Annotated in this window: 12 protein-coding genes and 1 pseudogene; 5 read left to right on the top strand and 8 right to left on the bottom strand. The window is 71.1% G+C overall.

All coding sequences use genetic code 11. The annotated features are described in order from the left end of the window. The first annotated feature begins 145 nt into the window (after nucleotides 1-145). The gene (locus AOK01_RS36925; protein ID WP_055519487.1) at nucleotides 146-1045 is read left to right on the top strand and encodes an esterase/lipase family protein; all 900 of its coding nucleotides are present in this window, start codon (nucleotides 146-148) and stop codon (nucleotides 1043-1045) included. 119 nt (nucleotides 1046-1164) lie between these two features. On the opposite strand, the gene AOK01_RS36920 is transcribed toward AOK01_RS36925, so the two are convergent. Then, entirely contained in the window at nucleotides 1165-2187 is a 1023-nt protein-coding gene (locus AOK01_RS36920; protein ID WP_055519485.1) for a lytic polysaccharide monooxygenase auxiliary activity family 9 protein, read from the bottom strand. Between the two features lie 177 nt (nucleotides 2188-2364). On the opposite strand from AOK01_RS36920, the gene AOK01_RS36915 reads away from it, so the two are divergent. Continuing rightward, nucleotides 2365-2865 (top strand): GNAT family N-acetyltransferase, encoded by a 501-nt coding sequence (locus tag AOK01_RS36915; protein ID WP_079104060.1) that lies wholly within the window; start codon nucleotides 2365-2367, stop codon nucleotides 2863-2865. A gap of 74 nt (nucleotides 2866-2939) precedes the next feature. On the opposite strand, the gene AOK01_RS46260 is transcribed toward AOK01_RS36915, so the two are convergent. Beyond that, nucleotides 2940-3074, bottom strand: a complete 135-nt coding sequence (locus AOK01_RS46260) for a hypothetical protein (RefSeq protein ID WP_107100015.1) — start codon at nucleotides 3072-3074, stop codon at nucleotides 2940-2942. 173 nt (nucleotides 3075-3247) lie between these two features. On the opposite strand from AOK01_RS46260, the gene AOK01_RS36910 reads away from it, so the two are divergent. Then, the gene (locus tag AOK01_RS36910) at nucleotides 3248-3862 is read left to right on the top strand and encodes a class I SAM-dependent methyltransferase (protein ID WP_055519483.1); all 615 of its coding nucleotides are present in this window, start codon (nucleotides 3248-3250) and stop codon (nucleotides 3860-3862) included. Here the strand turns inward: AOK01_RS36910 and AOK01_RS36905 are convergent. Both AOK01_RS36905 and AOK01_RS36900 read right to left on the bottom strand, forming a co-directional pair. After that, nucleotides 3838-4416 (bottom strand): ribonuclease FAU-1 family protein, encoded by a 579-nt coding sequence (locus tag AOK01_RS36905; protein WP_055519482.1) that lies wholly within the window; start codon nucleotides 4414-4416, stop codon nucleotides 3838-3840. The genes AOK01_RS36910 and AOK01_RS36905 overlap by 25 nt on opposite strands. Then, on the bottom strand, nucleotides 4397-5326 hold the full coding sequence (locus AOK01_RS36900; RefSeq protein ID WP_055519480.1) for a GNAT family N-acetyltransferase: 930 nt from the start codon (nucleotides 5324-5326) through the stop codon (nucleotides 4397-4399). The genes AOK01_RS36905 and AOK01_RS36900 overlap by 20 nt, the downstream gene beginning before the upstream one ends. An 84-nt stretch (nucleotides 5327-5410) precedes the next feature. Here AOK01_RS36900 and AOK01_RS36895 point away from each other — a divergent pair, with 84 nt between their 5' ends. Continuing rightward, nucleotides 5411-5791 (top strand): GntR family transcriptional regulator, encoded by a 381-nt coding sequence (locus tag AOK01_RS36895; RefSeq protein WP_190853493.1) that lies wholly within the window; start codon nucleotides 5411-5413, stop codon nucleotides 5789-5791. Between the two features lie 66 nt (nucleotides 5792-5857). Here the strand turns inward: AOK01_RS36895 and AOK01_RS36890 are convergent, their stop codons facing one another. Together AOK01_RS36890 and AOK01_RS36885 are read right to left on the bottom strand one after the other, a co-directional pair. Continuing rightward, complete coding sequence (locus tag AOK01_RS36890; RefSeq protein ID WP_055519476.1) at nucleotides 5858-6952, bottom strand: DUF5925 domain-containing protein; 1095 nt, start codon at nucleotides 6950-6952, stop codon at nucleotides 5858-5860. Between the two features lie 127 nt (nucleotides 6953-7079). Next, nucleotides 7080-8291: a S8 family peptidase gene (locus AOK01_RS36885; RefSeq protein WP_055519475.1), complete on the bottom strand. Its 1212-nt coding sequence runs from the start codon at nucleotides 8289-8291 to the stop codon at nucleotides 7080-7082. Between the two features lie 316 nt (nucleotides 8292-8607). Here AOK01_RS36885 and AOK01_RS36880 point away from each other — a divergent pair, with 316 nt between their 5' ends. Then, the gene (locus AOK01_RS36880; protein WP_055519473.1) at nucleotides 8608-9417 is read left to right on the top strand and encodes an SGNH/GDSL hydrolase family protein; all 810 of its coding nucleotides are present in this window, start codon (nucleotides 8608-8610) and stop codon (nucleotides 9415-9417) included. 35 nt (nucleotides 9418-9452) lie between these two features. On the opposite strand, the gene AOK01_RS36875 is transcribed toward AOK01_RS36880, so the two are convergent. Further along, entirely contained in the window at nucleotides 9453-11174 is a 1722-nt protein-coding gene (locus AOK01_RS36875; RefSeq protein WP_107100014.1) for a serine/threonine-protein kinase, read from the bottom strand. A 63-nt stretch (nucleotides 11175-11237) separates the two neighbouring features. Then, nucleotides 11238-11622 (bottom strand): annotated as a pseudogene (locus AOK01_RS36870) (urease accessory protein UreH domain-containing protein); the annotation flags it as partial.

Here is an 11622-nt window from a genome sequence, read left to right as displayed (position 1 = left end):
GGGTGGGGGTGCTGGAAGTTTTTACTGACGCGTAACTTCACACTTTTGCTACTCGCCCGTAACTTGAAAACAGAACAGCATCCTCGTGATCCGGATCACAGGGCGTATGCCTCGTCACTCCCTTGAGCCGCAAGGAGATCACTCGATGCTGCCCTGGAAACACCTGCTCAGACCCCTGTCAGCGCTGCTGCTGGCCGCCGCCGTCACGATCGTCCCCGCCGCCACCGCCACCGCTGCTCCCACCGCCACCGCCACCGCTGCCGCCGACCGGGCCGGTGCCGTGGCCGGCAGAGGCTGGAACGACTACTCCTGCAAACCGTCCGCCGCCCACCCGCGCCCCGTCGTCCTCGTCCACGGCACCTTCGCCAACTCCGTGGACAACTGGCTGGGCCTCGCGCCCTATCTGGTGAACCGCGACTACTGCGTCTACGCCCTCGACTACGGGCAACTCCCCGGCGTACCGCTTGTCCACGGCCTCGGCCCCATCGACAAGTCGGCAGAGCAGCTGAAGGCCTTCGTCGACAAGGTGCTGGCCGCGACCGGATCGGCCGAGGCGGACCTGGTCGGCCACTCGCAGGGCGGTCTGATGCCCCGCCACTACCTGAAGTTCCTCGGTGGGGCCGCCAAGGTGAACGCCCTCGTCGGTATCGCCCCGGACAACCACGGCACCACCCTGAACGGACTGACCAACCTGCTCCCGTACTTCCCCGGTGCGGGCGACCTGCTCTCCACGGCCACCCCGGCCCTCGCCGACCAAATGGCGGGCTCCGCGTTCCTCACCAGGCTCAACGCGGGCGGCGACACCGTGCCAGGTGTCCGCTACACGGTCATCGCCACCAAGTACGACGAGGTCGTCACGCCGTACCGCTCGCAGTTCCTCGAAGGACCGGCCGTGCGCAACGTCCTGCTCCAGGACCTGTGCGCGCTCGACCTCTCCGAGCACGTGGCGATCGGGCTCATCGACCGGATCGCCTTCCACGAGGTGGCGAACGCCCTGGACCCGGCCCACGCCACCCCGACGACCTGCCTGTCGGCGATCGGGTAGCGACCTGGGGCACGCGCCCCGTGTCAGGGGTACGGGGGAACTGCGCGACCAGCCGCAACGGACCCGCAGTTCCCCCAGTTCCCCCACAACAGACCCCCTTACGCACCCCCGCGGAGCGCCTAGCGGCTGCCGACCGCACGGCGCCGGACCGAGGCGAACAGCGCCGCGGCACCGATCGCCAACGTGGCCGCCCCACCGACCGCGATGTACGAGGTCGAGTCGGACCCTCCGGTCTCGGCGAGGTTCGCCGACTCACCGGCGGGTTCGGCGGCACCGGCGGAGCCGTCCGCGGCCTCGGCGGCTCCGGCCGTGTCCGACTTCGTGCCCGCGGCTGCGGCTGCGGCCGCCGTGGCTGTGGCCTGGGTCTTCGGGTCGTCGTCACCGTGGCCCCCGTGCTCCACGGACGACTTGTCGGCACCGTCCGTGATCTCCTCGTCGGACGGCGCCGACGCGGTCGGGGCCGCCGAGGCCTCCGCGCCCGCGCCCGCGCCGCCCTCGGCGAAGACGACGTCCGAGCAGGTGTAGAAGGCCTCGGGGGAATCCGAGCGCTGCCAGATCGAGTAGATGAGGTGCCGGCCCGACTTGACCGGGACGACCCCGTTGAAGACGTAGGCGCCGTTCTCCAGTCGTGGGTCGGTGACCTTGGCGAACGGCTTCGACTCCAGGTCCGACCACTTCAGCGGCTTCGTCGGGTCGTACCCGTCCCTGGTGACGTACAGCTCGAACGAGCCCTTGTGCGGAGCGGTCGCCTTGTAGTGGAAGGTGCGGTTGCCCGAGGTCAGCCGGGTGGCCGGCCAGTCGGCGCGGGCCAGGTCGAGGCCCTTGTACTTGTCGTTGCCGGCGCCGCACAGCTTCCCGTCGGGGATGATCTCCTTCGACTTTCCGGCCGCGTTGGCGATGTTGACGCCGTTCCAGTCGTAGAGGGCCTGCGTGCCACTGGCCGCGACCGCCGCCTTGCAGGCAGCGGACTTCGGGTTCTCCGGACCCTCCGCGAAGCAGGCCGCGACCCGGCTCACCGGGTCCGTCATCGAGCCGTGCGCGACGGCCGGGGCGGCGGCGAGCGCGGTCAGGGCGAGCGGGGTGACACCGAACGCGGCGACGGTGGCGATGCGGGCAGCGGCCTTGCGGCGGCGAGCGTGCATGGGGAACTCCTCGGGAAACGGACCTGGGGCGGCCTGCTGGGCCTGTGATGCCTGGGGGCGGTCAGCAAGCTAGCCCCTGCGAACCGCGAAATCGCCTGCTGGGAGTGGGTGCAGACGATTCTTATGGTGCCGTTAAGGGAGTGCTGAGACTGGGCTCAGGTAGGTACCGTTCCGGCCATGACAGACAGTTCGGCAGACAGTCCGGCGGGCAATTCGGCAGAGAGTCCGAGAGACCCGGAGATCCGCCCCGCCGTCCTCGCCGACGTGGCCGCCGTGAAAGCCGTGACCGATGCGGCGTACGGCCACTACATCGAGCGCATCGGGGTCGTGCCGCAGCCGATGCGGGCGGACCACGCGGCAGAGATCGCCGCGGGTCGGGTGTTCGTCACGGGGGAGCCCGTGGTCGGACTCGTGGTGGTCGAGGCGTGCGAGGGCCACCTGTTCCTCCACAGCATCGCCGTCCACCCGGACGCGCACGGGCAGGGCGTGGGACGGCGGCTGCTCGCCTTCGTGGACGCGCACGCGCGGGCGCTGGGGCTGCCCGAGGTCAGGCTCTACACGAACGGGAAGATGTGGGAGAACCAGCGGCTCTACCCCCGCTACGGGTACGAACTCGTGGAGCGCCGCGTGGACGGTCCCTACGACCGGCTCCACTACCGCAAGCGGCTCGTACGCTGACGGCCGAAAGACCTCCGCACCGCACTCATGGCTGCCGGGCCGGCCGTCTCATCCGGCCGTCTCATCCGGCCGTCTCATCCGTCCGGCCACCAGGTGCGATGGATGTCCTTGCGGACTTCCGGACGCTCGGCCGGGCGCTCGTCGGTCTCTTCCCGTACGCGACGGGCGTCCGACTTCTTCAGGGGCTTCTGCACGGATACGCGGCGCATAAGGGCCTCCCTTGCGTCTATCGGGTTCCGCGTTTTCACGGAGATAGACCATTCCCGGGAGGGTGACTCATCGGTGGCCGCTTGTCAGTGGCGGGTGTCACGTTTCACCTGTGAGTCCGCATGCCGGACACCTGGGCCGGGGCGTTGTCAGTGGCGGGTGTCACTCTGGGCGCATGACGAGTGACAAGCCTGGTGGAGCACGGTCCGGCGTCGACTGGGACGCGGAGTCCGTCACGTTCGACGATGAGCCCGACCACGGACTGCGGGACCCCGCCGTGCGCGAGGCGTGGGCGGCCAGACTGCGCGGCTGGCTGCCCCGGGGCCCGGCGGACGTGCTCGATCTGGGCTGCGGCACGGGGACGCTGTCACTCCTCGCGTCCGAGGCGCGGCACCGGGTCACCGGCGTCGACCTGTCGCCCCGCATGGTCGAGCTGGCCCGCGCCAAACTGGCCGGACGCGACGCCGCGTTCCTGGTCGGTGACGCGGCCGCCCCACCCGTCGGGGAGCAGCGGTTCGATGTCGTCCTCGTCCGCCATGTGCTGTGGACGCTGCCCGATCCCGGCCGCGTCCTGCGGCACTGGCGCGGGCTGCTGCGCCCCGGCGGACGGCTCGTCCTCATCGAAGGCGTCTGGGGGACGGTGAGCCCGGTGGGCATATCCGCCGACCGGCTGACCGCCCTGCTCGCGCATGTCGCGGAGGACGTGCGGGTGGAAGAGCTGTCGGACGACTCGCTGCTGTGGGGCCGCGAGGTGGCGGACGAGCGCTACGCGGTGATCGCCGTGCCGTGACCAGGCAGGTGGGACCGGGTCAGCAGTGCCTCGAAGTCGCCCTCGCGGGCCACGCGTTCGAGTTCGTCCAGGGCGGCCCGAGCGGCGGACGCGGCTGACGGGTCGGTGGTCTCCAGGCAGCTCGCCGCGAACTCGTCCTCGTCCAGCCGCAGTACGGCCTCGCCGTCGGCGGAGCGCCACAGATCCAGGTCGAGGTCCTCGCAGACCACCTCGCCCGCGGCGACCGTGGCGGGGCGGGCGATGTCGCAGTACCAGCCCTTCAGCGCGCCCTCGGCGTCCCGGACCTCCTTCACCGAGTACCAGCGGTCACGCCAGTAGTGCTCGGTGAAGACGTCGCCCGGCTCGAAGCGTACGAAGCCGAAGTCGCGGACGTCGGCGCCCGCCCAGGCCGCGCGGACGGTGACGTGCGTCCCGTCGTCGTGGAGCAGTTCGGCCGGATAGCGGATCTTCGTACGGCCCGCCTTGACCAGGACGACGTCCACGACCCCCCGGGCGGCGTCCACGGTGTCCGGGGCGGCGGGCCGGGGCGAGGGATCAGCCGAGTTCGCGGACATGCTGTACCTCCGTGGCGCAGATCTCGTAACCGAACCGTTTGTTGATCGCCAGCATCGGCTCGTTGCCCGAGTCGTTGCCGGTGAACGCCTCCGTGAAGCCGGCGGCGCGGGCGCGGTGCAGGGAGTCGTTCTTGGCCAGCATGGCGAGACCCCGTCCGCGGTGCGCGCGGGCGGTGCCGGTCATCATCGTGCCGTAGGTCGTGCCGCCGTCGGTGCGGGCGGCGCTGAACGCGGCGGGCCGGCCGTCGACGACCGCGACGGAGGTCAGCTCATGGCTGAGGAGCGGGTGGTGCCAGGTCTCCCTCAGCCATGCCTCGTAGTCGGTGAACTCGTGGGCGATGTCGCTCGGTTCGTCCGCGAGCGTCTCCGCGTCCAGCGCGAAGAGGGGGCGCGGGTCGTCCGCGAAGTCCGTGCCCGTGCGCAGTTCGACACCCGCGGGCGGTTCCCGGCGCGGCGGCAGCGAACCGTTCGCCAGGTCGAGGCGGAGGAAGTGTGCCGAGCGGCTCGCGCGGTAGCCGCGCCGCTCGGCGAAGGCACGGTTCGCGGGTTCGTCGAGGACCCAGGCGAAGAGCTTCGTCGCGGACACCTCGGCGAGGTACTCCTCGGCGGTCCGGGTGAGCAGGGAGCCGGCGCCGCGGCCCCGGTGCGCCGGGTGCACGTACACGTTCAGGTAGCCCTGGCCGGGCTCCGGGCTGTCGTACACGATGCCGGTCTGGGCCGTGCCGACGATCTCGCCGTCCTCCTCGGCGACCAGCGGCCGGACATGGGCGTCGGGGTGTGCGTGCGTGACGTCGTGGAGGACGGACTCCGGGGTGGAGAGTATGTAGGGGACCGCCAGACGCCGGATGCGCGAGAAGCCTTCGGCGTCCTCGGCATCCTCGGTGCGGAAGTCGCGGACGATCACAGTCATGGAAGCGCACGCTACGCGCGAGGTATGACAGGACGCCTCTCATTTTCCGGTGGGTTTTTCCGGTGGGTGCGGGACAATCACCGGGTGACGTTGAAGATCGACATTGCTGACGGTACGGGGGTCGCGCCCTACGAGCAGGTGCGCGCCCAGATCTCCGAGCAGGCGAGGGCCGGGGCGCTGCCGGTGGGGTACCGGCTGCCGACCGTACGGGGGCTGGCCGAGGAACTCGGTCTCGCCGCCAACACGGTCGCCAAGGCGTACCGGGCACTCGAAGCGGACGGGGTCATCGAGACGCGGGGCCGCAACGGAACGCTGGTCGCTGCCGCAGGCTCGGCGGCGGACCGGGAAGCCGCGTCGGCCGCGCAGGCCTACGCCGATCGTGTGCGGCGGCTCGGGTTGTCCGAGGGCGCCGCACTCGAAGCGGCCCGGGACGCGCTGCGCGCGGCGTACGGGGAGTCCGGCTGACGGCTGCGTCCCCACCTCAACCTCCCCCTGACCCCGCCCAGCCCCCCTTTGGGAGACACAGGCTCCTTACAAGTACAAGCCCGCGTCCGTGCCCTCTCGTTGGCCCGGGACCGAGGTCGGTGTGGTGCCCCGGCGCAGGGCGTACAGCTCGGCCAGGGTCGCGCCGTCGCGGCCCACGCCCTCCTCCGTGCCGAGCCAGGCCGTGGACTCGCGGCGGGTGAGGGGGCCGACCTCGATCCGTGCGAGACAGCGGCCGGGGCGGACCACCGCGGGGTGCAGGCGCTCCAGGTCCTCGTTGGTGGTGACGCCCACCAGTACGTTGCGGCCCTGGCCCAGCAGGCCGTCCGTGAGGTTGAGCAGCCGTGAGAGCGCCTGCCCCGCCGTGTGCTTGGCCTCGCCGCGGATCAGTTCGTCGCAGTCCTCAAGGAGGAGCAGCCGCCAGCGGCCCTTCCCCGTGCCGTCCTCCTCGCCGATGGCGATGTCCATCAGATATCCGACGTCGGAGAACAGCCGCTCCGGGTCCAGGACGCAGTCCACCTGGCACCAGTCCCGCCACGAGCGCGCCAGCGTGCGGAGCGCCGACGTCTTGCCCGTGCCCGGCGGGCCGTGCAGCAACAGCAGCCGGCCCGCGATGCCCTCCGGTGTCGTCTTCATCAGGCCGTCCATGGCGTCCGCCACCGGCGCCGTGTAGTTGGCGCGCACCTCCTCCCACGTACCCGCCGAGATCTGCCGGGTCGTGCGGTGCGGGCCGCGCCGTGGCGACACGTACCAGAAGCCCATGGTCACGTTCTCCGGCTGCGGTTCGGGTTCGTCGGCCGCGCCGTCCGTGGCCTGGCCGAGGACCTTCTCGGCGAGTTCCTCGCTGGTCGCGGTGACCGTGACGTCGGCGCCGCGGTTCCAGCGGGACACGAGCAGCGTCCAGCCCTCGCCCTCCGCGAGCGTGGCGCTGCGGTCGTCGTCGCGGGCGGACCGCAGGACGCGGGCGCCGGGCGGGAGGAGAGAGACCCCGGACCGTACGCGGTCGATGTTCGCCGCGTGCGAGTGCGGCTGCTCGCCCGTCGCGAAGCGGCCGAGGAACAGCGCGTCGACGACGTCCGACGGTGAGTCGCTGTCGTCGACGTTGAGCCGGATCGGCAGAGCGTCGTGCGGGTTGGCTGACATGCCGCCATGATCCGTCACGCGGGCGCCCCGTGCATCAGGTTTCCGTGTTGCCCCCGGGAACGCGAACCGCGGCTCCCCGCAGCCCTGGTGGGCTGTGGGGAGCGCGGGTGCCTGGGTGCGTGTCGGGTTACGGGACTATCTTCAGGAGGCGGTTGGGAGAGCCCGTGCCGGGGCTGGTCACCTTGCCTGTGGTGGCGCCGTTCACCAGGGCCGTGGAGACCTGGGCCGGGGTGGCCGAGGTGTGGCCCGCCAGGTAGACGGCGGCGGCGCCCGCGACGTGCGGCGTGGCCATCGACGTACCGGAGATCGTGTTCGTCGCGGTGTCGCTGGTGTTCCAGCCCGCCGTGATCGACGAGCCGGGGGCGAAGATGTCCAGGACCGAGCCGTAGTTCGAGTAGCTGGCCCTGGCGTCCGTGTTGGTGGTGGCGCCGACCGTGATCGCCGTCGCGACCCGGGCCGGGGAGTACGAGGAGGCGTTGGCGCTGCTGTTGCCCGCCGCGACCGCGTAGGTCACGCCGCTCGCGATGGAACTGGCCACCGCGTTGTCCAGCGTGGTGGAGGCGCCGCCGCCGAGCGACATGTTGGCGACCGAGGGACCGCTGTGGTTCGCGGTCACCCAGTTGATGCCGGCGATGACGCCCGCGGTGGTGCCGGAGCCGTTGTTGTCGAGCACGCGGACCGCCACGATCTTCGCCTTCTTGGCGATGCCGTAGGTCGAGCCCGCGATGGTCGTGGCGACGTGCGTGCCGTGACCGTTGCCGTCCGAGGCGGTGGTGTCGCCGTCCACGGCGTCGTAGCCGTAGGTGGCCCGGCCGCTGATCTGCGCGTGCGTGATGCGCACGCCGGTGTCGATGACGTACGCCGTCACACCGCTGCCCGCCGAGTCCGGGTAGGTGTACGTGCCGGACAGCGGCAACGACGCCTGGTCGGAACGGTCCAGGCCCCAGGGCGCGTTGGACTGGGTGGTGTCGCTCGCGCGCACCGTCTGGTTCTGCTCGACCGTGGCCACCGACGGGTCGGCGGCGAGTCTGCGGGCCTCCGTCGCGGAGAGGTTCGCCGAGTAGCCGTTCAGCGCGGCGCCGAACGTCTTGTCGACGGTGCCGCCGTACTCCTTGATCAGGCTCTTGCCCTCGGCCGACGACGCCTTGAAGTCCGCGTCCTTCTCCAGCGTGACGATGTAGCTGTCCTTGACGGCGGTGGGGGAGCCCGCCGCCAGCACCCGGCCCTCGGCCGGCGCCGCGGCCTGGGCGGGGAGCGCAGTGACGGCGCCGAGCAGGGCGGCGGTCGCCACGGAGGTCACGGTGGCGATCCGGATCTTCTTGCTACGCAGATGTGCCATTACGAGGGATTCCTCCTCATAGGCGGCGCACGCCAGGGTGGGGCGCGCGTCTGTGGGGGGTGCGCGCTTGATCGCACGCACAGCCAGGAGCGTCGCGTTCCGCTACCGGCCGAGACATCAGCGTGATCGATCTACGGGCGTAGCTCAAGGGAGTTGACGCTTTGTCACACATCTGTCATGAGCACGCAATCGAACGTGTGGTGAACACCCGGAGGAAGCACCGGTCGGTCCGGAAAAGTCTTGGCATGAACACTTCCTGTCAACACGCGTAGCTGGTACGAAAGTTACGGCAGAGATCCTGCTAAAGGGAGGTTCCATGAGACGTTCCCGACTTACGGCATACGTGACCTCGCTCCTCCTCGCCACCGCCTTCGCCCTCACCGGGGCGACGACGGCCCAGGCGACCCAACAAGCCGCCGCCACGGGCTATGTGGCCCTCGGCGACTCCTACTCCTCCGGTGTCGGCGCCGGCAGCTACATCAGCTCAAGCGGCGACTGCAAGCGCAGCACGAAGGCCTACCCCTACCTCTGGGCGGCCGCGAACTCACCCTCGTCGTTCAGCTTCACGGCCTGCTCGGGCGCTCGTACGGGTGATGTTCTGGCCAACCAGCTGGGCCCGCTCGACTCCGGCACCGGCCTCGTCTCCGTCTCCGTCGGCGGCAACGACGCGGGCTTCGCCGACGTCATGACCACCTGTGTCCTGCAGTCCGAGAGCAGCTGCCTGGCACGCATCAACACGGCGAAGGCATACGTCGACTCGACGCTGCCCGGCAAACTCGACTCGGTCTACTCGGCGATCAGCGCCAAGGCTCCGGCGGCCCAGGTCGTCGTCGTGGGCTACCCCCGCTTCTACAAGCTCAGCGGCAGCTGCCTCACCGGTCTCTCCGAGACGGAACGGGCCGCCATCAACGGCGCCGCCGACTACCTGGACAGCGCCATCGCCAAGCGCGCCGCCGACCACGGCTTCACGTTCGGCGACGTACGCTCCACCTTCACCAACCACGAGATCTGCTCAGGCAGCGCCTGGCTGCACAGCCTCAACTGGCTGAACATCGGCGAGTCCTACCACCCCACCGCCGCCGGCCAGTCGGGCGGCTACCTGCCCGTCTTCACCGCCGCGGCCTGACCGGCACCGTGGCCCGACCAGCACCCGCGGCCTGATCAGCGCCGCGGCTTGATCGCTCCGTTCGGGGACAGTGCCCGGGACGTCGCGGAATCGGAGGTCCCGCCCGTCGGGGCCTCCGTCTCGCACGTCACCGAGAAGGGCACCGCGTTCGACTTCGTCCGCTTCGGGCTGCGGACCTCCACGGCGATCTTGTCCTCGTACGTCCCGGACGCGTCGTACGTCGTCACGGCGACCGTGTTCTGTTTCGTCTTCCCGCCACCCGCCGGGAACGACAGGGTCTTCCAGCCCGGGTCGGACACCTGGCCGGTCTCCGTCACCCAGCGGTACTCCACGTCGGCCGGTACGACGCCCACGGTGAACGTCGCCGTGAAGGTGGGAGCCCCCGCCTCGGGCGGCGGGCAGCTGCCGGTGTAGTCGGTGTGCGAGCCCGCGACCGTCACCCGCACGGACTGGACCGGCGCGTGCGTCGTCTGTCCGCCGCCGGTGGTCGAGCCGCCGTCCGTGCCGTTCGTGCCGTTCGTGCCGTTCGTACCGGAGTTCTCCGTCGTCGAGCCGCCGTCGCTGTCGCCCGCGCCGGTCCCTCCGTCGTCCCCGCCGCTCGTCGAACCCCCGCTGCTCGACTGCCCGTCGGAGCCCTCGGCGCCGTTGCCTCCGTCGTCGCGGTCGACCAGGGCGTAGGTCAGGCCCGCGAGCGCGAGGGCGAGAGCGACCAGGCCCGCGATCACCGCGACCATGGCGCGCCGGGGATGAGCCGGCGGTGACGTCGTGGTCGTGGTCGCCACGACAGGGCTCTGCTGCGGGGTGTGGGCGGCGGGCGTGTACGCAGGGACGGGGGCCGGCTGCGTGGCGGCCGGCTGGGGGAGCCCCGCGACCGTCGGCGTGTACGGGACGGTGCCCGTGGTGCCCGTACGGGGTGTGCCGCCGGCCGACACGATCCGAAGGTCCTGGTCGGCGTCCTCGGCCGACAGCCGCTCCGCCGGGTTCTTGCGCAGCAAACCCTCGATGACCGGAGCGAGCGGGCCGGCCCGGCGCGGCGTCGGCAACTCCTCGTCGACGACCGCGCGCAGGGTGCTGAGCGGGGTGTTCTGGCGGAACGGCGAGTTGCCCTCGACGGCCGCGTAGAGGAGCACGCCGAGCGACCACAGGTCGGACTCGGGCCCCGGCGTACGGCCGAGCGCCCGCTCGGGGGCGAGGAACTCGGGCGAGCCGATCACCTCACCGGTCATGGTGAGCGCCGAACTCCCCTCGACCGTGGCGATACCGAAGTCGGTGAGCACCACGCGGCCGTCGTTCGACATCAGGACGTTGCCGGGCTTCACATCCCGGTGCAGCACACCCGCCTCGTGCGCGGCCCGCAGCGCGGCGAGCACCTCCGCGCCGATGTGGGCGGCGCGCTGCGGCGACAACGGGCCCTCGGCGTCCAGCACGTCGGAGAGGGCGATCCCGCGGATCAGCTCCATCACGATCCACGGGCGGCCGTCCTCCATCGCCACGTCGTAGACCGTCACCACATTGCGGTTCGAGACGCGGGCGGCGGCCCACGCCTCACGCTCAAGCCGGGCGTACATCCGCTCGACGTCAGGGCCCGGCAGTCCGCCCGGAGCCCGTACCTCCTTGACGGCGACCTCGCGGTGCAGGACCTCGTCGCGGGCGCGCCACACCGTCCCCATCCCGCCCTCGCCCAGCGGAGAGAGCAGCCGGTAGCGGCCCGCGATCACACGTTCACTGCCCGGTTGCTCGGACACGGGCGCCCCCATTCGTATCCGCATGACCCATTCGCACGACCCATTAGCATCCGCACGATTCTGAACAAAAGTAGCTCAACCGAGAGCTGTTGCCGCCCCCTTGAACACCAATCCCGCCCCGAGTGCCACCACGACGAAGGCGGAGCCGAGGGGCGTGCCCCGGCGGAGCAGCGCCGCGGTCCTGCTGCCCGACCACCGGGCACCGTTCTCGATCGCCTTCGCGACCCGGCTGCCGACCTTCACCACGGCGAACCCGGCCGCCGTGAGGGTGAGCGCGAGCCCGACCCCGTAGGCCAGTACGAGCAGCAGCCCGAACCAGGCCTTGCCGAGCGCCGCGGCACCGACGAGTACGACGACGGCGGAGGGGCTGGGGACGAGCCCTCCGGCGAAGCCGAGCAGAAGAGTGTCCTTGAGCTTGAGGACCGGGGCGTGGGTGTGGGTGTGCGGATGGGGGTGGGGG

It is taken from the genome of Streptomyces aurantiacus (assembly GCF_001418335.1).
Classification (GTDB): domain Bacteria; phylum Actinomycetota; class Actinomycetes; order Streptomycetales; family Streptomycetaceae; genus Streptomyces; species Streptomyces aurantiacus.
The sequence above is the reverse complement of the archived record's forward strand: the minus strand, read 5'-3'. Positions and strand labels throughout refer to the sequence as shown.